This is a genomic window from Noviherbaspirillum album, assembly GCF_035916955.1.
GTDB lineage: Bacteria > Pseudomonadota > Gammaproteobacteria > Burkholderiales > Burkholderiaceae_D > Noviherbaspirillum > Noviherbaspirillum album.
Window position 1 is genome coordinate 249,741 of the sequence record NZ_JAWIIV010000005.1, and the last position, 19,916, is coordinate 269,656.

Consider the following 19,916-nt stretch of genomic DNA (forward strand, 5'->3'; position numbering starts at 1 on the left):
GCGGCCGATACATATCGTATGCCTGCCTTTCACCGCAATCCGTAACACGAGGAGACTCCGCAATGGCGTTCAAAGTACCGTTCATGTCGAAAGAGAAGAAAGGCTCCAACGACGATGCCGTCACGGTTGCCGCAGTCACGATAGACAGCACGCCGGAAGAGGCGCTTGCCAGCATGCCGGCCGGAGCATGGGAAGATCCGGTCCGTGCCGAATCGCCCATCCCTGCGGATGCGCCTTCGGCGCACTTCGCGTCATCGACGCCTTTTGCGTCGGCTGCATCAGCGGCGGCAGCTGCATCGGCCACATCGGACCGCGGCATGAATGCGACCTTCATCGGCGATGTGCTGCAGGACGGCCGCGATATCCGGCTGCCTTTCATTGGCGCCTTGCCCCTGCAGCAGCAGGTGCGGATCCTGCTCGGCACGCTGGGCGCATCGGTGGTGCTCGGCGCCGGCTTCGTCTGGGTCAATTCCAACCATTCATCGATGACGTCGACGCAGACGCAGATTGCCGGTGACGCGCTGATGCATTCCCAGCGTATCGGCAAGGCCGCGCCCAATGCGATCCAGGGCAACCTGGCGGCATTCAAGCAGCTCGAGGAAAGCCGCAGGGAATTCAACCGCGACCTGGGCGTGCTGATCAATGGCGGCGACTACCAGGGCCGCGATGTCGCCACGCCGGATTCGGAAATGGAAAGCCTGCTCAAGGAAACCCGGAAAGTCTGGACCAGTTCCGACAAGGCGGCGGAAACCATTCTCAAGCTCAAGGACGAACTGACCGGTTTCGGCACCACGCTGCAGAAGCTCAACAGCCTGTCGCCGGTGCTGCTCGAACTGACCGAACAGATCGCAACCCTCAAGGCGCAGGGCGGCGCAACGCCGCGCGAGATTTCCGCCGCCGGCCAGCTGGTCATGCTGACCCAGCGCCTGGGCCGCAGCGCGAACGAATTCCTGACATCCGAAGGCGTGAATCCGGAGACCGCCTTCCTGCTCGGCAAGGATACGAATACTTTCCGCGACATCACGGACGGCTTCCTCGAAGGCAGCGAGGTGCTGCGCCTGGCCGCAACCAATGACGCAGACACCCGGGAAAAGCTGGAAGAGCTGAAGAAGGTGTTTGCGGAATACCAGGAATCGGTCGCGGCCATCCTCGGCAACCTGCAAAACTTCATTGCGGCGAAACAGTCGGAGCAGCTGATCTTCGCTGAGAACGAGGCGCTCAAGCAGCGCATCACCAACCTGCAGAACGCCTACCGCGGCGCGGAGGATGCACAGCACTGGTCCGCATTGCTGATGGTCATCGCCGCGGCGACCGCCCTGTTGTCCGCGATCGGCATTGCACTGGTCCTGCTGCAGGACAGCCGCAATCGCACCAGGGAAGCGGACCAGCGCCGCCAGGAAGCGGAAGAGCAGCGCTTGCAGGCGATGCGCCAGGAAGAGGAAGCCAAGCGCGCCAACGACCAGAACCAGGCTGCGATTCTGCGCCTGATGAATGAATTGCAGGAAGTGGCGGACGGCGACCTCACGATTCAGGCAACGGTGTCCGAAGACATCACCGGCGCGATCGCCGACTCGGTCAATTACACGGTGGAGGAATTGCGCGGGCTGGTCGGACGCGTCACCAAGACAGCGGAGCAGGTCACGGCGGCATCCAATCAGGCGCACAACATTTCCAGCGAACTGATGCAGGCGTCGCAGAAGCAGTCGCGCGAAATTCAGGAGACCGGCCAGGCCGTGCTGGAAATGGCGGTGCAGATCACCGACGTTTCCCGCTCGGCGACCGAGTCGGCGGAAGTTGCGCGCCAGTCGGTGTCGGCGGCGGAGCAGGGCGCGCGCGCGGTGGAAGACGCGATCAAGGGCATGAACGAGATCCGGGAGCAGATCCAGGAAACCTCCAAGCGCATCAAGCGTCTCGGCGAATCGTCGCAGGAGATCGGTGAAATCACCGAACTGATTTCCGACATTACCGAGCAGACCAACGTGCTGGCGCTGAATGCCGCGATCCAGGCCGCATCGGCCGGCGAGGCGGGCAGGGGCTTTTCGGTCGTTGCGGAAGAGGTGCAGCGCCTGGCGGAACGTTCCGGCGAGGCGACCAAGCAGATCGGCGCGCTGGTGCGCACCATTCAGACCGACACGCATGACGCCGTGGCCGCGATGGAAAAATCCACGCAGGGTGTGGTCGAAGGCGCGAAGCTGTCCGACGCCGCGGGTGCCGCGCTCTCCGAGATCCGCAGCGTTTCAAACCGTCTGGCGGACCTGATTCAAAGCATTTCCGCCGCAACCGAGCAGCAGGCAACCTCGGCCAACGGCGTGGCGCAGAGCATCCAGAACATTCTGACCGTCACCGAGCAGACGCAGGAAGGCACCAAGCAGACCACCGACTCGATTCGCGAACTGTCGAAGCTGGCGGAGGAACTGAAGAATTCCGTATCGCGATTCCGCGTTTCTGCCTGATGTTTTTCGGTCCTTGCATTGTCGCGTTGGTGCATTGATGTAATGATGCGCTGCCGTCCATGCCTAAAACAGAAACATTGCTGTCCGGGCGCGCATTTCCTGCGCGCCCATTCAAGTTGCATCGCGGTGAACCCGTGCGACGCACCGCTTTTTGACCCCGCGAGGTAGTCATGTCCACCTTTTCGTCCCCCTCACCGCAAGATGCTCGGGAACTCTTCGATACCGGTCCGCTATCCTGGGTAGTGGGAGAGATCCGTGAAGCGCTGAACCGGTCCAGGGATGCATTGCGGGAAGCCGCCGCACAGGATGCGGGCGTGCAGACCACGGCATTGCGCCATGCCAAGAGCTACCTGCACCAGGCACACGGCGCGCTGCAGATCGTCGATGTGGACGGCGTGTCTATCATCACCGAAACGGTGGAGGATCTGCTCGACCGTGCCGACGGCGGCCAGCTGCCGATGAATGCCGAACTGGCCGACGTGATCGGCAATGCCTACCAGGCGCTGACCGAATACCTGGATGAGCTGCTGGCCGGCATGCCGCATCAGCCGGTGCGGCTTTTTCCCTACTATCGGACCTTGCTCGAAGCACGCGGCGCCGAACGCATCCATCCGGCCGATCTTTTCTTCCCCAATCTCGCGGTACGTCCCACCCTTCCCGCGATCAATCCGCCCGCCGAGATAAAGCCGGCACACTACGTTGGCCTGCGCCAGCGCTATGAAAAGGCACTGCTGCCCTTCCTGAAAAGCAGTGACCGCAATGCCGAGCTGGCCAATGCCGCCGTCATGCGCGACGTGGTGGGCGAAATTGAAAACCTGCAGGGCAACCCGCAGGCGCGGGCATTCTGGTGGGTCATGCACGGGCTGGCCGAAGCCGTGGCCGCCGATCAGATTCCGAATGAAATCTACGTCAAGCAGCTCTTTGCCCGCATCAACCTGCAGATCCGCCGACTGTGCCAGGGATCGCCGAGCATTGCCGAGCGCTTGCTGCGCGATGCGCTGTTCTTCATCGCCAGGATCGCCGAGCCCAGCGCCCGCGGCCGGCAGATTCGCCAGACCTACCAGCTCGACGGACTGGTACCGGCCGACTATGAGAAGAAGCGTTACGGTCAGGTGGATCCTGACGCGCTGGCCGGTGCGAAGGACAGGCTGTCCCAGGCGAAGACGATCTGGAACCGCATCGTCGGCGGCGATGCCGGCATGGCGGACTCCTTCGAGCATGAAATGCGCATGCTCGCCGATGCGGGATCACGCCTCAACTCCGCACCGCTGTCGAAGCTGCTGCGGGAACTCAAGGGGATTGCGCGCCACGCCGCCCATGCCAAGCCGGGCGAACTGCTGGGGCTGGAGATGGCGGCCAGCCTCCTGTTCGTCGAGAACTCGCTGAGCCAGATCGGCCACCTGCCCGACAATTTCGCCGAGCGGGCCGATGCCATGACGGCGCGCCTGCTGTCCGTGGTCGCGGGCGATCAACCGCTGCAGGACGCTCCCTGGCTTGACGACATGTCGCGCCAGGCGCTGCAGCAGCAGACCATGACCGCCCTGGCAGGTGAAATGCAGGGCAGCCTGCGCCAGGTCGAGAAGATCCTGGATGAATTCTTCCGCGATCCCGCGCAGCACGACGGCCTCGGACAGCTCGACCAGATATTGCACCAAATCGAAGGCGCCCTGGCGGTCCTCGACCAGGACGACGCCATGCAGGCGGTCCGGCATACGCGCGAAGCAGTGGCGAGCTTCCATTCGCGCGGCAAATCCGGCAGCGCAAGCGCCGATGCCGCAGATAACGCTGATGCCGCAGATGCTGAGGACAGCGCAGCATTCCAGCATGTGGCCCAGAATGTGGGCGCGCTCAGCTTCTTCATCGAAACCCTGCAGCATCAGTCGGATAGTGCAAAGAAGCGCTTCAGCTTCGACCGAGATAAAGGCCTGCTGCGCGCCAACCTGATCGAACCGGGCGGCAAGCAGAATGGGGAAGGGGAAGCGAGTGCCGCCGCGAACTCCGATTCCGATACCAATGCCGCGGATTCCGACCCCGGCGACGAGCCCGAGGGAATGCCGCTGACGACGGTAGAAGACGAACTGGCCTTCCATCAGCAGAAGTCGGCCGAGATCGCCATGTCGCTGAGCGTCGAGCCCGACAACCAGGCATTGCAGGCGCAGCTCAAGGAGTCGCTCGAAAAAATCCGGATGGATGCAACGCTGGTCGACAATCCCGAGGCGAACGACCGTGCCCAGGCCGGCATCGATGCGCTGAAGCGCCCGGATTTCGCCGAATCCACCGACGCACTCGCCGAGATCATCACCGCGACCGTGCCGGCGATGCCCGCCGACGAGGCGTTGCCGCCGGTCGTCGCGCCGTCGACCGATGAAGCCATTGATGCCGAGCTGCTGGAAATCTTCCTGATGGAAGCAAAGGAAGTCCTCGGCGCGGTTCGGCAGACCATGCCGGAAGCGCGCAACCAGCCGCACAACCAGGAACACCTGACCACCTTGCGCCGATCCTTCCATACGCTCAAGGGCAGCGGACGCATGGTGGGCCTGATGGCGTTCGGCGAGGCGGCGTGGAGTATCGAACAGGTGCTGAACCTGCGCCTGGCGGAGTCGCGTGGAGGCGATCCGGAATTGTTCGCCCTGCTCGACAAGGCGGCGGAAGTGCTTGACGCCTGGGTCCGGGATCTCAAAACGCAGGGCCGGTCCGCCTGCACCCCGGATGCCATCGTCGCCGCCGCGGAGCGCATCAAGTCCGGCGGCCAGTTCCACTACGAGGAAACGCTTGATCTTGAGGCGACACCGGTCGCCGTCGATCCGGAAGGGTTGGAGGAGCGGCAAGAACCCGTCGCCGATCCCGCGCAGGACCAGGCCCATACCCTGGACTTACCCGCACCCGCAACTGCGCCCGAGTTCATGGATGCCGGTTTGACCGCTTCACCATCCGAACAGCGGCAAGACGCGGAGGCAGACCTTCCCTTGCCGGATCTCGGCATGGAAGATGCGGCAAGTACTGAAAACGCCAGCGGCGTTTTCGCATCTGCCGAAGTTGCCGCGTTCAGTGAGCCTGCCGAACCCGAGGAATTGCAATTGTCCGATGCCGAAGTCCAGGCCCAGTTTGGCGGGCTCGAAGGATTTGGTGCCCCGGCCTTGAATGAGCTCGCAAGGATTTCTGACGGGGTAGACACGGACGCAAATAAGGCCGCGGATGCCTCCTCTTCATCCGACGAAGCGGTCCAGGTCCAGGCACCGGCGCCGCAGCCGCCATCGGCCGCAACGCCGGCGGCAGGCGCGGAAGTCATCACTTTTCCTACTGTCCATCCGCCCGAGACCAGCAACAACGACAATGTGAAACGCATTGGCGACCTGGAAATCAGCGTGCCGCTGCACAACATATACCTGGCGGAAACCGATGATCTGGTGCGCGTGCTGGCGCAGGACATTGCCGAATGGAGCCACGAGCCGGACCGCGCCGTGAGCGTGCAATCGGTGCATGCCGCGCATTCGCTGGCAGGCAGTTCCGCCACGGTCGGGTTCGCCTCGCTGCATGAGCTTGCGCATGCGCTGGAAATGGTCCTGCAGTTCCTGCTGCGCAAGCCGGTAAGGCTGCAGCCGCATGAATTCGACCTGCTCGCCGAAAGCATCGAACGCCTGAAGCAGATGCTGCAGAAATTCGCTCTCGGCGATATGCCGGAGAACAAGCCCGAGTACGTTCGCCTCCTGCAAAGCCTGCGCCAGGACCTGGACCTGCGGTCCGAGATGGCCGAACTGGCTGCGGCGAGCCACGACGATGCAATCCCCTTCCTCATGGCGGATACCGATTTATCCGCTCCGATTGGCTTGCCGGATGAAGAGCCTGAAGCCACTGGTCAAGACTTCGTTGAGCATGAGTCGGCTGTGCTGCAGGATGACGCGCTTGGCGACGTGCAAGATGTAGCGGACGAGGCCGCCGGCATCGACGGGTTCGACGAGGCTGCCGCCATGACTGCCGCAGTGCCTGTTGAACAGACAGAGCATGCGGAGCCTGATCCGTTCGCATTCTCCGAAGACAGTGTCGAGGAAGCCGGTTCGTCCGGCGCTCCCTCGCTCGACGAGGAAGCCGGCGCGGGTAGCGGCTTTGTCCAGCAAATCCGCGACGAACTCGATGCCGACCTGCTGCCGGTGTTCCTGGAAGAGGGGCGCGACATGTTTCCCCAGATGGGGACTGCGCTGCGCGGCTGGCAGGAGCGTCCTCGTGACATCGTATTGCCGCAGTCGGTACTGCGCCTGCTGCATACGCTCAAGGGCAGCGCGCGCATGGCGGGCGCGATGAGACTTGGCCAGCACCTGCATGAGATGGAAACTCGCATCGAGAACATCATGCACCTCGGCACACCTGAACTGCTGGCCCTGGAAGACGTACTTGTACGCTACGACCAGGCCCTGCAGATGTTCGAGCTGCTCCAGCACCCCGTCCCGGATGCGGTCCTCTCAGGCAACGCCGAAAGCGCCGCCGCCGCTTTGGCGCAGGCATCCCTGCCTGCGGACAAGGGACAGGCTCAGGGCTTGCCGGCAACCGCCGCCCTGCAGGTGCCTCAGCCCCCTCAGATTCCGCTGGCTCCATCGGCGCCGTTATCCCCGCTGGTACGCGTGCGCGCCGACATTCTGGACCGGCTCGTCAACCAGGCCGGTGAGGTTTCGATCTCGCGCTCCAGGCTGGAGAACGAAGTCGGCAGCCTGCAGCAGTCGCTGTCGGAACTGACCGACAACGTGGCCCGCCTGCGGGACCAGCTGCGCGAGATTGAAATGCAGGCCGAAACTCAGATCACCTCGCGCATGGCGCATTCGGCCGACCGCGAATTCGATCCGCTGGAGTTCGACCGCTTCACCCGCCTGCAGGAATTGACGCGGATGATGGCCGAGAGCGTCAACGACGTCGGCTCGGTGCAGCAGAACCTGACCCGCACGCTCGACAGCGCGGTCGCCGATCTCTCGGCGCAGGCGCGGCTGACCCGCGACCTGCAGCAGGACCTGATGCGCGCGCGCATGGTCCAGTTCGCCAGCATTTCCGAACGCCTGTTCCGCGTGACGCGCCAGGCCGCGAAGGAAACCGACAAGCGGGTCAATCTCGACATTCGCGGCGGCGCGGTGGAAATGGATCGCGGCGTACTGGAAAAAATGACCGGCCCGTTCGAACACCTGCTGCGCAATGCCATCGTGCATGGCGTGGAGACGCGCGAAGCGCGCCGCGCCGCAGGCAAGCCGGAAACCGGCGAATTGCTTGTCGAGGTGCGGCAGGAAGGCAATGAAGTCGTCATCCAGTTCTCCGACGACGGCCAGGGTCTGGACCTCGGCCGCATCCGCGACAAGGCAGCCACCCTGGGCCTGCTCGCTGATGGTGGCCGGCTGACGGATGAAGAAGCCGGCGACCTGATCTTCCATCCGGGCTTTTCCACGGCAGACGAAATCACGGAGCTCGCCGGCCGCGGCGTCGGCATGGATGTGGTGCGCTCGGAAGCGGCATCGCTCGGCGGCCGGGTATCGACCTGGACGCAACCGGGCAAGGGTACTCAATTCGCGATCCGCCTGCCGCTGACGCTGGCGGTGACGCAGGTCGTGCTGCTGTCGACCGGCGGCATGACCTACGCGGTGCCCTCGGTGCTGGTAGAGCAGGTGCAGCAGCTCAAGACCAATGCACTGGCAGCCGCTTACAACGAGGGTGCGGTGGTTTGGCAAGGGCAGCGGGTGGCGATGCATTACCTCTCGACCCTGCTCGGCAATACCCGGGCTGTTCCGGTATCGCGGCAGTATTCGTCGCTGCTGATTCTCAAGAGCGGCAACGACCGCGTGGCCGTGCATGTCGACGAGGTGATCGGCAACCGCGAAGTCGTGGTGAAGAACATCGGCCCGCAGCTGTCCAGGATGATCGGCGTTGCCGGCGCGACGGTGCTGGGCTCCGGCGAAATCGTGCTCATCCTCAATCCGGTTCCGCTGGCCCAGCGCCTGGCGCAGGACAGTCAGCGCGCACCGCGCCTGGCGCATGAGGATGTGTCCGATGCGATGGCCATGAGCATGGGCGCGGTCGCCGAAATCCGTGCCGGCGAGCCTTCGGCACCCGACAGCGGCCCGGTACAGGGCTTGCGCCGTCAGCCCATCGTCATGGTGGTCGATGATTCCCTGACGGTGCGGCGTGTCACCCAGCGCCTGCTGTCACGCGAGAATTTCCAGGTGGTACTGGCCAAGGATGGTGTCGATGCGCTGCAGCATCTGCAATCGGTCACGCCCGATGTGATGCTGGTGGATATCGAAATGCCGCGCATGGATGGCTTCGACCTGACGCGCAATGTCCGCGGCGACGAGCGTACGCGGCATATTCCCATCATCATGATCACTTCGCGTACCGCGGAAAAGCACCGCAACTATGCGCTGGAACTGGGCGTCAACGAATACCTCGGAAAACCCTACCAGGAACAACACCTGCTCGGCTTGATCGGCGGCTTCGTGAGCAAGGATGCATCGGTGGATTGAAACCGTCGCACGTCCGGCAACATCCGGTAAAGGCCCGCATGTTCATTTTCATGCGGGCCTTTTTCTTCGGCCTTTTTCTTCGGTCGTTTCCTTCCGGGCTTGTCAAGCGGCTGCGCCGCTGCCTACTTCATCGCCATCGCCGCCTTCATCGCTTCCGGCAACATCGACACGCGCTTTCTTCACCACCGCATAGCGCGCCAGCGTACGCAGCCTCGCCTCGTCGTGCTGCACGACCGGCGCCGGATAATCGCGTCCGATCGCAATTCCCGCCTGCTGGAGTACGCCGGCAGGCGCCAGCCAGGGCGCATGGATATGCTTCGCCGGCAGCGCGGCCAGCTGGGGCAGGTAGTGGCGGATGAACATGCCCTGCGCATCGAACTTCTGCGACTGCGTGACCGGATTGAAGATGCGGAAGTATGGCTGCGCATCGCAGCCTGAAGACGCCGCCCATTGCCAGCCGCCGTTATTGGATGACAATTCATAGTCGGTCAGTTCGCGGGCGAAGTAGCGCTCCCCCCGGCGCCAGTCGATGCCAAGATCCTTGATCAGGAAACAGGCGGTCACCATGCGCAGGCGGTTGTGCATGTAGCCGGTCAGCTTGAGCTGGCGCATTGCCGCATCTACCAGCGGATAACCGGTGCGGCCTTCGCACCAGGCATCGAACAGCTCGTCCGCCTCCGCGCCGCTTTCCCACGGCACCGCATCGTACTCGGGCTTGAACGCACGGTCGACTACGCGCGGATGGTGGTGCAGCACCATGAAATAGAAGTCGCGCCAGATCAGTTCCGACAGCCAGGTCGCCGCGCCCTGGCCGCCCTCCGGCAAGCGCATCAGTTCGACCGCCTGGCGGGCCAGGCCGCGTATCGAGACGGTGCCGAAGCGCAGATGCGCGGACAGGAAGGAGGAGCCTTTCACCGCGGGGAAATCGCGCGCTTCGTGGTAGCGCGCCAGCCGTCCGTGGAAGTCCTCGAACAGCTGTTCTCCGCCCGACATGCCGGGATGGATTCCGATCTGCCGCAGGTTGGTCGCTTCGAATCCGAGCTGCGCCAGCGTCGGTACGGCCGCCGCCAATTCCGCAGGCGGGGGCGCCAGGCGGGATGCATGCTGCGCTATCGGGTAGGCCTTCAGGTAGAAGCCGTCGTCCTGCGCATGCAGCTTCTTCAGCCATGCGTTCTTGTACGGGGTAAAGACGGAAAACGGCTTGCCTGCCAGCGACAAAACCTCATCCTTTTCGAAAATGACCTGGTCCTTGCAGCCATGGAAGGCGATGCCTTCCCGCTGGAGTTCGGCGGACACCCGCGCATCGCGTTGCACCGCGGCAGGTTCGTAATCACGATTGGTGAACACGGCGCCCACCGAGAGCCGCCTGGCCAGCTGCGGAATTTCCCGTTCCGCATGGCCGTGCAGCACGATCAGTCCGCCGCCCATCCCGCGCAGCGCCTGCGCGAGTTCACCGATGCTGCTCAGAATGAACTCCACCCGGCGGTCGGCGCGCGGCAACGCATCCAGGATTGCCTTGTCAAAAATGAAGGCGCAATAGACGCCCCGGCTCTGTCGCAGCGCGTGATAGAGCGCTGCATGATCGAAGTCGCGCAGGTCGCGGCGGAACCAGACGAGAGATCTGTCATAAGCTTGCATGAAACCCCTTTGACCGGAAGCCAATCTCCGGAAGTTCGCGTCCCGTTTCGGGAAAGTCGCGGATCAAAACTGTTAAAATGCCCATTATGGTGAAACCAAGCAAGTCACGCTCAAGTTCTCTGCGTCCCGGAAGCGCCCGGGAGGCTACCGGCTATGCCGCATCCGCCGAAGAGGCGCCGGCTTACCAGTTCAATCTTGTCGACCATTTCCTGATCGCGATGCCATCCATGCTCGACCCCGTGTTCGGCGGTACGGTAGTGTATATCTGCGAGCACAATGCCGAAGGAGCGCTCGGCGTCATTGTCAACAAGACAACCGACATGACGATGGACGTGCTGCTGGAACGCATCGATCTCGGCGCCGATCCGGCCGCGGGCAGGATTGCGGCGGATAAAAAGCCGGTCATGTTCGGCGGCCCGGTGCAGGTGGAGCGCGGTTTCGTATTGCATTCGCCGCACGGTGACTATTCCTCGATGATGAAAGTCAACGAACGCGTCGCCCTGACCACGTCCAAGGACGTGCTGGAAGAAGTGGCCGCCGGCCGCGGGCCGGAGCGCATCCTGGTCACGCTGGGCTGCGCCGGCTGGAGCGCGGGGCAGCTGGAGGAGGAAATCGTGCGCAACGGCTGGCTGACCGTGCGGGCCGAACCCGCAGTCATCTTCGACCTGCCGGCGGAGCAGCGCTTCACGGCCGCCATGAAACTGCTTGGCATCGATCCCATGATGCTCACCGGCGACGCGGGGCATGCCTGACGGTGGAAACGGTACTGGCATTTGATTTCGGCCTCAAGCGTATCGGCGTGGCAGTCGGCAATACCCTGCTCAGGCAGGCCCAGCCGCTGACCGTCATCACTTCCCTGACCAATGATGCCAAATTTGCGGACATCGCCGCCCTGATCGCGGAGTGGCAGCCCGCACGCTGCGTGGTCGGCCTGCCGAGCCATCCCGATGGCGCGGAACATGAAATGACGGTGCGCTGCCGCCGTTTCGCCAATCAGCTCAATGGCCGTTTCGGCGTCGCCACCACCCTGGTCGACGAGCGCTACTCTTCCGCGGTGCTGTCGCAGCGCAGGGGAGAGGTGATCGATGCCGAAGCCGCCGCAATCATCCTGCAACAATACTTCAATGAACATGCCGAATCCTGATTTCGATGCCGAAGCGCTGTACCGGAAACTTTCCGAGAGCGTCAAGGCTGGCCTGGAACAGGCCGAGAACGTTGCCATCGTGGGTATTTATTCCGGCGGCGCCTGGCTGGCCGAACGGCTCGCCGCCGAGATGAACCTGGGCGCGCGCCTGGGCTTCATCGATGTGTCGTTCTACCGGGACGACTACGCGGCCAAGGGCTTGCACGCCGAGGTGAAGCCGACCCAGATCCCGTTCGAGGTCGAGGGCGCCACCATCCTGCTGGTCGACGACGTGCTGTACACCGGGCGCACCACCCGGGCGGCGATCAACGAACTCTTCGACTACGGACGCCCGGCGAAAATCCAGCTGGCGGCACTGGTGGACCGCGGCGGCAGGGAACTGCCGATTGCAGCCGATTTCGTCGCCCATACCGTCGCGCTTCCGGCAGAACAGCATCTCGTACTCGACCGCGCCGACGACGGCCGCTTCTCCCTCACGGTGGACCATGCATAACCCGCAACTGAACAAGAACGGCGAGCTCCAGCACCTGCTCACCATCGAAGGCCTGCCGAAGGCGGTCATCACCCATATCCTCGATACCGCATCTTCCTTCGTCAGCGTCAGCGACCGCGAAGTGAAGAAGGTGCCGCTGATGCGCGGCAAAAGCGTCTTCAACCTGTTCTTCGAGAATTCCACCCGCACCCGCACCACCTTCGAGATCGCGTCCAAGCGCCTGTCGGCCGATGTCATCAACCTGAACATTTCCGCCTCCAGCACCAGCAAGGGCGAATCGCTGCTCGACACCATCGACAACCTGGCGGCGATGCACGCCGACATGTTCGTCGTGCGGCATGCCCAGTCCGGCGCGCCCTACCTGATCGCCAAGCACCTGATCGACACCGCGCAGTCGCATGTCCACGTCGTCAATGCCGGCGACGGCCGCCATGCGCATCCGACGCAGGGCCTGCTCGACATGTACACCATCCGGCACTACAAGAAGGATTTCAGCAACCTGACGGTGGCCATCGTCGGCGACATCCTGCACAGCCGCGTCGCCCGTTCCGACATCCATGCGCTGACCACGCTGGGCGTGCCCGAAGTGCGCGCCATCGGCCCGCGCACGCTGCTGCCCGGCGGGCTGGAGCAGATGGGCGTGCGCGTGTTCACCGACATCAACGAAGGGCTGAAGGATGTCGACGTCATCATCATGCTGCGCCTGCAGAATGAGCGCATGTCCGGCGCGCTGCTGCCATCGGCGCAGGAATTCTTCAAGAGCTACGGCCTGACGCCCGAGCGCCTGGCGCTCGCCAAGCCGGATGCCATCGTGATGCATCCGGGACCGATGAACCGCGGCGTGGAAATCGATTCCGCGGTGGCCGACGGCGCGCAGGCGGTGATCCTGCCGCAGGTGACCTTCGGGATTGCGGTACGCATGGCGGTCATGAGCATTTTGGCGGGAAAGTAAGCAATGAAACTTCAAATCAAGAATGGCCGCGTGATCGACCCGGCCAATGGCATCGATGCGCAGATGGATATCCATGTCGCCGACGGCAGGATCGCCGCGCTCGGCACCGCGCCGGACGGCTTTGCGGCGGACCGCATCATCGATGCCGGCGGCCTGGTGGTGGCGCCCGGACTGGTGGACCTGAGCGCCCGCCTGCGCGAGCCGGGCTATGAATACAAGGCGACGCTGGAATCGGAAATGCAGGCGGCGATGCAGGGCGGCGTGACCAGCCTGGTCTGCCCGCCCGATACCGACCCGGTGCTCGACGAGCCCGGCCTGGTCGAGATGCTCAAGTACCGCGCCAGGGGCCTGAACCAGGCGCACGTCTATCCGCTCGGCGCGCTGACCATGGGACTCAAGGGCGAGGCCCTGACCGAGATGGCGGAGCTGACCGAGGCTGGCTGCATCGGTTTCGCGCAGGCGGAGGAACCCATCGTCAACACGACGGTCCTGCTGCGCGCGCTGCAGTACGCGAAGACCTTCAACTTCACCGTCTGGCTGCGGCCGCAGGACCCGCATATCGGCCGCGGCGGCATCGCCCACAGCGGTCCGATGGCTTCGCGCCTCGGCCTTTCCGGCGTGCCCGTGATGTCGGAAACCATCGCGCTGCACACCATCTTCGAGCTCGTGCGCATGACGGGCGCGCGGGTCCATCTGTGCCGCATGTCGTCGGCCGCCGGGCTGGAACTGGTGCGCGCTGCGAAAAAGGAGGGCTTGCCGGTCACCTGTGACGTGGGCGCGCATCATGTGCACCTCACCGATGTCGATATCGGCTTCTTCGATTCGAATGCCCGTCTGACGCCGCCGCTGCGTGCGATGCGCGACCGCGATGCCATCCGCCAGGGCCTGCTCGACGGCACCGTGGATGCGATCTGCTCCGACCATACGCCGGTCGACGACGATGAAAAGCTGCTGCCGTTCGGCGAAGCCTCGCCCGGCGCGACCGGCCTGGAACTGCTGCTGCCGCTGGCCCTGAAATGGGCCGACGAATGCCTCGGCAAGGCCGAAAACCAGCTCTCCCGGGCGATTGCCAAGATCACCGCCGATGCCGCCAAGGTGGCCGGCCTGCCGTTCGGCGGACTGGCGGCCGGCAGCATCGCCGACATCTGCGTATTCGATCCGGCCGCGCGCTGGAAGGTCGATGCCAGGGCGCTCGCGAGCCAGGGCAAGCACACGCCTTTCCTCGGCTATGAAATGCAGGGGCAGGTAAGGGCAACCATCGTATCCGGCGGCGTCGCCTACGAGCGCTGAGCCCTATGCTGGCATTTCGCCTGTTGCGGGTGGCGCTGCATTTGTTCCGGGGGCTCGCCACCTGCGCATTCGCGTTTCCGCGGCTCGGCCATGCGGCCCGCCAGCAACGCATCCAGCGCTGGTCCGCCAGGCTGGTGGCGCTGGCCGGTGTCGAGGTGCGGGTTTCCTGCCGCCCCGGACTGCAGCCGGCGGCACGCGCACTGATCGTTTCCAATCATGTGTCCTGGCTCGATATCTTCGTGATCAATTCCGTCGGGCCGTGCCGCTTCGTCGCCAAGTCTGATATCCGCGACTGGCCGCTGATCGGCTGGCTGTGCGAAAAGACCGGGACCATCTTCATCTCGCGCGGCAAGCTGCGCGACGTCCGCCGCATCTACCAGGGCCTGGTTGCAAGTCTTCACGCGGGAGAGCGGGTTGCGTTCTTCCCGGAAGGCACCACCGCGGCGCAGGGCACGCTGCTCCCTTTTCATGCGAACCTGTTCGAGGCCGCGGTCGAGGCGGAAGTGCCGGTCCAGCCGTACGCGGTGCGCTATACCGGAAAGTCCGGCGAGTTGCATGCCGCCGCCGATTTCATCGGCGACATGACCTTCGTGCAGAGTCTGGTCAGCGTGCTCCGGTCCGGCGGCATGACCGCGCACCTGGAACTGCTGGCACCCATCGAAACCCGTCCCGATACCCACAGGCGCGAGCTGGCGGATGCGGCCCGGCGCGAAATTGCGGATGCCCTCGGGATGCCGGAAGGGCGTGAAGCGAACCGGGCCTAGAGCGGATTGCGAATGGGTGTGCGGTCATCTCGGCCTGCCTTGGGCTCACTTCACCATGGCAGCGTTGTTCGTCGCTTGTGTGGCCCGCCACACGGCGCTCCTCTCGCCTTGCCCTGCATCCACCCGCAATCCGCTCTAGCCTGCCTGCTGCCTGTACCCGGCGCGTCGCCCGGCGTCAGATCGATCCGGGCCGCTGGTACTGCGGGCATTCCACCTGGACGACGCGGCGGTCCTCCAGGCAGACCGCGCTCAGCTTGCCGCCCCACAGGCAGCCGGTGTCGAGGCTGATGATATTGGGCAGCATGGTGAGCCCCAGCGTCGACCAGTGTCCGAACACCACGGTGACATCCTCGGTCCTGCGGCCGGGCACGTCGAACCAGCGCATATACCCGGGCGCCTCGATTTCCGCTCCCTTGGAAGTGGCCAGATCCATGGTGCCGTCCGCCGTGCAGAAGCGCAGGCGCGTCAGCGCGTTGACGACGCAGCGCAGCCTGTCGGCGCCGCGCAGGGAATCGTCCCAGCGCGCCGGTTCGTTTCCGTACATCTGGCGCAGGAAGTCGACCCAGCCGGGTCCCTGCAGCACGGCTTCGACTTCCGCCGCAAGCTCCATGGTCTGCTGCGCTGTCCACTGCGGCAGCACGCCGGCATGCACCAGCAGGTGATTGTTTTCGAACAGGGCGAGCGGCCGGTGTCGCAGCCAGTCGAGCAGTTCATCCCGGTCGGGAGCGTTCAGGATGTCATTGAGCGTGTCGGACGGATGGGCGCGGCGGATGCCGTGCGCGACCGCCAGCAGATGCAGGTCATGGTTGCCGAGTACCACATTTGTGGTATCGCCGAGCGCCCTGACTTCGCGTAGAGTCTCGAGCGATTGCGGTCCGCGGTTGACGAGGTCACCGACAAAAACGAGGCGGGGGTCTGGAGTGGAAAGCCGGATCTTGTCCAGCAGTTCGGCGAGCTTGCTGCGGCAACCTTGCAGGTCGCCGATGGCGTACGTAGGCATGGATTTCTTATTCAATTGACAAGTGGGATGCCTTGTACGAAGGCGATCAAACCAAGCATTATAAAAAATCGGCCCACATCCTGCCCGCTACAAACAATATACAAGCAGGTAACAATCCATTACGCCTGCCGAAATGCTTTTCTGCTGTAATGCACAAAATCATCGATCGGGTTAATAATTTAGTAAAATCATGGGTTTATCGGAAATTCCCGAGTCGGAAGGAGTTGCATGATTCTAGTGACAGGCGGAGCAGGCTTCATCGGCGCCAATTTCGTGCTGGACTGGCTGGCATCATGCGATGAGCCCGTTGTCAATCTCGACAAGCTCACCTACGCCGGCAACCTCGGCAACCTGGCCGCGGTCCGGAACGACGCCCGTCACCTGTTCGTCCAGGGCGATATCTGCGACGGCGGCCTGGTGAGCTCCCTGCTCGACAGGCATCGTCCGCGCGCGATCGTGCATTTTGCCGCCGAAAGTCATGTCGACCGCTCGATCCATGCCCCGGAAGATTTCATCGCCACCAACGTCAACGGCACCTTCAGCCTGCTGGAGGCCGCGCGCGCGCATGTTTCACGCCTGCCGTCCGGCGAACAGTCCGTGTTCCGTTTCCTGCACGTGTCCACCGACGAGGTGTACGGCTCGCTCAATCCCGGCGACCCGGCCTTCACCGAAAACAAGGCATATGCGCCCAACAGCCCTTATTCGGCGTCCAAGGCCGCGTCCGACCACCTGGTGCGGGCCTATCATCATACCTATGGCCTGGCGACGCTGACCGGCAACTGCTCCAACAATTACGGTCCCCGCCAGTTTCCGGAAAAGCTGATTCCGCTGATGATCGCCAATGCGCTGGACGGCAAGCCGATGCCGGTCTACGGCGACGGCGGCAACGTCCGGGACTGGCTGTATGTGGGTGACCACTGCGCCGCAATCCGCCGCGTACTGGAAGCGGGCAGGCCGGGCGAGACCTACAATATCGGCGGCTGGAACGAAAAAACCAATCTCGAGGTGGTGCATACCCTGTGCGACATTCTCGACAGCCTGGCGCCGGCGCAGGAAAGTTACCGGCGGCAGATCCGCTTCGTCCAGGACCGTCCCGGCCACGACCGCCGCTATGCGATCGATGCGCGCAAGATCGAGCGGGAACTCGGCTGGCGGCCTGCCGAAAGCTTCGAGACCGGCATCCGAAAAACTGTGCGGTGGTACCTCGATCACCAGGACTGGGTGAAGGATATCCAGTCGGGCGCCTACCTGCAGTGGGTCGAAAAGAACTACGGCGAGCGTCCCGCCGTGGCGGGGGCCGGCGCATGACGATTCCCCGCAAGGGCATCATCCTGGCCGGCGGCTCCGGCACCCGGCTGTACCCGGTCACGATGTCCACTTCCAAGCAGCTGCTGCCGGTGTACGACAAGCCGATGATCTACTATCCGCTGTCGACCCTGATGCTGGCCGGCATACGCGACATCCTCGTCATCACCACGCCGGCGGACCTGTCGCGCTTTTCCGATCTGCTGGGCGACGGCAGCCAATGGGGCCTCAGCCTGAGTTATGCGGCGCAGCCGGCGCCGGAAGGCCTGGCCCAGGCATTCATCATCGGGCGCGAATTCATCGGCGGCGCGCATTCCGCGCTCATCCTGGGTGACAACATCTACTACGGCCACGACTTTGCATCCCAGCTGCAGGACGCCTGCAGCACCGTGAGCGGCGCCACCGTGTTCGCCTATCACGTGCAGGATCCCGAGCGCTATGGCGTGGTCGAGTTCGACAGCGGCAGCCGCGCGGTCAGCATCGTCGAGAAGCCGGCGGTGCCGAAATCCAATTACGCAATCACCGGCCTCTACTTCTACGACGAGCAGGTGTGCGACATCGCCGCCAGCATCCGGCCTTCCGCGCGCGGCGAATTCGAAATCACCGATATCAACCAGACTTACCTGGATCGCGGCCAGCTCAACGTCGAGGTCCTGGGCCGCGGCGTGGCCTGGCTCGACACCGGCACGCACGACTCGCTGCTCGATGCCGCGCAGTTCATTGCCACGCTGGAAAAGCGGCAGGGCCTGAAGGTCGCTTGTCCGGAGGAGATCGCCTACCGCATGGGCTATATCACGGCCGAGCAGCTGGAAGCGCTTGCGCAGCCGCTGAAGAAGGTCGGTTACGGGCAATATCTGTTGCACATACTCAGGGACAGGGTGTTTTGATCATGCAGGTGACAGCAACCGCCATCGCCGACGTCAAGATCATCAAGCCGGACGTGTTCGGCGACGAGCGCGGCTTTTTCTTCGAAAGCTTCAACCGGCGGCAATTCGCCGCGCTGGTCAACGGCGGGCAGGCCGTGGACTTCGTGCAGGACAATCACTCCCGGTCGGCGGAAGGGGTATTGCGCGGACTGCACTACCAGATCCGTCAGGCCCAGGGCAAACTCGTCCGCGTCATCGCCGGGGAAGTGTTCGATGTGGCGGTCGACCTGCGCAGGAGTTCTCCGACCTTCGGCCAATGGGTCGGGGCGATTCTTTCCGCCGAAAACAAGCTGCAGATGTGGGTGCCGCCGGGCTTTGCGCATGGCTTCGCGGTGACCAGCGAGTCCGCCGAATTCCTGTACAAGACCACCGATTACTGGGCGAAGGAGCATGAACGCTGCATCGCGTGGAACGATCCCGCGATCGGCATTCAATGGCCGCTCGGCCTGGAACCGGTGCTGTCGGAGAAGGACCGCGGCGGCAGGCTGCTGAAGGACGCCGAGGTGTATGCATGAGGATACTGCTGACGGGAAGGAGCGGCCAGGTCGGATACGAACTGGAGCGCAGCCTGCAGGGCCTTGGCGAAGTCGTCGCGCTGGACCGCGCCGGCATGGATCTCTCCAACCTGGACCAGGTCAGGGAGACGATACTCGGCCTGCGCCCGGCGCTGATCGTCAACCCGGCGGCGTATACCGCGGTGGACAGGGCCGAATCCGAGCCCGAACTGGCCATGCGCATCAATGGCGAGGCGCCGGCGGTCATGGCCGAGGCGGCGCGCAGGATCGGCGCCGCGATGATCCATTATTCGACCGACTACGTGTTCGACGGCAGCAAGCCCGGTCCGTATTCGGAAGACGATGCCACCGCGCCGATCAATGTCTACGGCCGCACCAAGCTCGCCGGCGAGCAGGCGATCGAAGCCAGCGGCATACCCTACCTGATCTTCCGCACCAGCTGGGTGTACGGCGCCCGGGGACACAATTTTCTGCTGACCATGCAGCGCCTGGCGCGCGAACGGGATGAATTGCGCATTGTCGCCGATCAAACCGGCGCGCCGACCTGGTGCCGCACGATTGCCGACACCACCGCGCATGTTGTAACTGCCCTACAATGCGCACCGGCGCAGGCCGGCCTCAACGAGCCACGTTGGCGCGAAAAGACCGGCCTCTACCATCTTGCTGCGCAAGGTCAAACCACCTGGCATGGTTTCGCGCAGACTATTGTTGCACATGGGTCATCAATCAGGAAGCCGCGGGTTTTACCCATAACGACACAGGATTACCCGCTGCCGGCAAGGCGTCCGGCCAACTCCGTTTTGTCCTGCGACAAGCTGATCCGCGAATTCTGCGGTCTGCCTGCCTGGGACGATGCATTGAAACTGTGTCTTGAATAACGATGGCAATGCCGAACCGAGTGCCGTGTATCACGCGGTACTGCGAGCCCGAATGAATCATAAA

At 63.7% G+C, this 19,916-nt stretch carries 14 protein-coding genes; 12 read left to right on the plus strand and 2 right to left on the minus strand.

Features of this window, described 5'->3' with window-relative positions; genetic code table 11:
- The first annotated feature begins 62 nt into the window (after positions 1-62).
- Both RY831_RS08885 and RY831_RS08890 read left to right on the plus strand, forming a co-directional pair.
- Positions 63-2,453: a methyl-accepting chemotaxis protein gene (locus RY831_RS08885; protein WP_437126238.1), complete on the plus strand. Its 2,391-nt coding sequence runs from the start codon at positions 63-65 to the stop codon at positions 2,451-2,453.
- Positions 2,454-2,623: 170 nt separating this feature from the next.
- Complete coding sequence (locus RY831_RS08890) at positions 2,624-8,947, plus strand: hybrid sensor histidine kinase/response regulator (protein ID WP_326505967.1); 6,324 nt, start codon at positions 2,624-2,626, stop codon at positions 8,945-8,947.
- Positions 8,948-9,049: 102 nt separating this feature from the next.
- On the opposite strand, the gene RY831_RS08895 is transcribed toward RY831_RS08890, so the two are convergent.
- Positions 9,050-10,585 (minus strand): cryptochrome/photolyase family protein, encoded by a 1,536-nt coding sequence (locus RY831_RS08895; RefSeq protein WP_326505968.1) that lies wholly within the window; start codon positions 10,583-10,585, stop codon positions 9,050-9,052.
- A gap of 86 nt (positions 10,586-10,671) precedes the next feature.
- Here RY831_RS08895 and RY831_RS08900 point away from each other — a divergent pair, with 86 nt between their 5' ends.
- The 6 genes from RY831_RS08900 to RY831_RS08925 are packed head-to-tail and all read left to right on the plus strand — an operon-like array spanning position 10,672 to position 15,228.
- On the plus strand, positions 10,672-11,337 hold the full coding sequence (locus tag RY831_RS08900; RefSeq protein ID WP_326505969.1) for a YqgE/AlgH family protein: 666 nt from the start codon (positions 10,672-10,674) through the stop codon (positions 11,335-11,337).
- Positions 11,338-11,339: 2 nt separating this feature from the next.
- Positions 11,340-11,729: a Holliday junction resolvase RuvX gene (gene ruvX, locus RY831_RS08905; protein WP_326505970.1), complete on the plus strand. Its 390-nt coding sequence runs from the start codon at positions 11,340-11,342 to the stop codon at positions 11,727-11,729.
- A complete protein-coding gene (gene pyrR, locus RY831_RS08910) occupies positions 11,716-12,222 on the plus strand; it encodes a bifunctional pyr operon transcriptional regulator/uracil phosphoribosyltransferase PyrR (protein ID WP_326505971.1) in 507 nt (168 codons plus the stop codon). Before ruvX ends, pyrR begins: the two co-directional genes overlap by 14 nt.
- Positions 12,215-13,174 carry an aspartate carbamoyltransferase catalytic subunit gene (locus RY831_RS08915; RefSeq protein WP_326505972.1) on the plus strand — a complete coding sequence of 320 codons (960 nt, stop codon included), beginning with the start codon at positions 12,215-12,217 and terminating at the stop codon, positions 13,172-13,174. Before pyrR ends, RY831_RS08915 begins: the two co-directional genes overlap by 8 nt.
- 3 nt (positions 13,175-13,177) lie before the next feature.
- Positions 13,178-14,464 (plus strand): dihydroorotase, encoded by a 1,287-nt coding sequence (locus tag RY831_RS08920; protein ID WP_326505973.1) that lies wholly within the window; start codon positions 13,178-13,180, stop codon positions 14,462-14,464.
- A gap of 5 nt (positions 14,465-14,469) precedes the next feature.
- The gene (locus tag RY831_RS08925; RefSeq protein ID WP_326505974.1) at positions 14,470-15,228 is read left to right on the plus strand and encodes a lysophospholipid acyltransferase family protein; all 759 of its coding nucleotides are present in this window, start codon (positions 14,470-14,472) and stop codon (positions 15,226-15,228) included.
- 175 nt (positions 15,229-15,403) lie between these two features.
- Here RY831_RS08925 and RY831_RS08930 read toward each other — a convergent pair whose 3' ends face one another.
- On the minus strand, positions 15,404-16,228 hold the full coding sequence (locus RY831_RS08930; protein ID WP_326505975.1) for a symmetrical bis(5'-nucleosyl)-tetraphosphatase: 825 nt from the start codon (positions 16,226-16,228) through the stop codon (positions 15,404-15,406).
- A gap of 228 nt (positions 16,229-16,456) precedes the next feature.
- Between RY831_RS08930 and rfbB the strand changes: the two genes are divergently transcribed.
- Genes rfbB through rfbD form a run of 4 tightly spaced genes read left to right on the plus strand, consistent with a single transcriptional unit; the run spans position 16,457 to position 19,852 of the window.
- Positions 16,457-17,536: a dTDP-glucose 4,6-dehydratase gene (rfbB, locus tag RY831_RS08935; RefSeq protein ID WP_326505976.1), complete on the plus strand. Its 1,080-nt coding sequence runs from the start codon at positions 16,457-16,459 to the stop codon at positions 17,534-17,536.
- On the plus strand, positions 17,533-18,420 hold the full coding sequence (gene rfbA, locus RY831_RS08940) for a glucose-1-phosphate thymidylyltransferase RfbA (protein WP_326505977.1): 888 nt from the start codon (positions 17,533-17,535) through the stop codon (positions 18,418-18,420). Before rfbB ends, rfbA begins: the two co-directional genes overlap by 4 nt.
- Positions 18,417-18,974: a dTDP-4-dehydrorhamnose 3,5-epimerase gene (gene rfbC, locus RY831_RS08945; RefSeq protein ID WP_326505978.1), complete on the plus strand. Its 558-nt coding sequence runs from the start codon at positions 18,417-18,419 to the stop codon at positions 18,972-18,974. The genes rfbA and rfbC overlap by 4 nt, the downstream gene beginning before the upstream one ends.
- Entirely contained in the window at positions 18,971-19,852 is an 882-nt protein-coding gene (gene rfbD / locus RY831_RS08950; RefSeq protein ID WP_326505979.1) for a dTDP-4-dehydrorhamnose reductase, read from the plus strand. The genes rfbC and rfbD overlap by 4 nt, the downstream gene beginning before the upstream one ends.
- The last annotated feature ends 64 nt before the right edge of the window (positions 19,853-19,916 follow it).

Bases quoted from the DNA above. Each gene is read 5' to 3' on its own strand.
- RY831_RS08885 (WP_437126238.1), top strand. From the start codon at position 63: ATGGCGTTCAAAGTACCGTTCATGTCGAAAGAGAAGAAAGGCTCCAAC.
- RY831_RS08890 (WP_326505967.1), top strand. From the start codon at position 2,624: ATGTCCACCTTTTCGTCCCCCTCACCGCAAGATGCTCGGGAACTCTTC.
- RY831_RS08895 (WP_326505968.1), bottom strand. From the start codon at position 10,585: ATGCAAGCTTATGACAGATCTCTCGTCTGGTTCCGCCGCGACCTGCGC.
- RY831_RS08900 (WP_326505969.1), top strand. From the start codon at position 10,672: ATGGTGAAACCAAGCAAGTCACGCTCAAGTTCTCTGCGTCCCGGAAGC.
- pyrR (WP_326505971.1), top strand. From the start codon at position 11,716: ATGCCGAATCCTGATTTCGATGCCGAAGCGCTGTACCGGAAACTTTCC.
- RY831_RS08915 (WP_326505972.1), top strand. From the start codon at position 12,215: ATGCATAACCCGCAACTGAACAAGAACGGCGAGCTCCAGCACCTGCTC.
- RY831_RS08920 (WP_326505973.1), top strand. From the start codon at position 13,178: ATGAAACTTCAAATCAAGAATGGCCGCGTGATCGACCCGGCCAATGGC.
- RY831_RS08925 (WP_326505974.1), top strand. From the start codon at position 14,470: ATGCTGGCATTTCGCCTGTTGCGGGTGGCGCTGCATTTGTTCCGGGGG.
- RY831_RS08930 (WP_326505975.1), bottom strand. From the start codon at position 16,228: ATGCCTACGTACGCCATCGGCGACCTGCAAGGTTGCCGCAGCAAGCTC.
- rfbB (WP_326505976.1), top strand. From the start codon at position 16,457: ATGATTCTAGTGACAGGCGGAGCAGGCTTCATCGGCGCCAATTTCGTG.
- rfbA (WP_326505977.1), top strand. From the start codon at position 17,533: ATGACGATTCCCCGCAAGGGCATCATCCTGGCCGGCGGCTCCGGCACC.
- rfbD (WP_326505979.1), top strand. From the start codon at position 18,971: ATGAGGATACTGCTGACGGGAAGGAGCGGCCAGGTCGGATACGAACTG.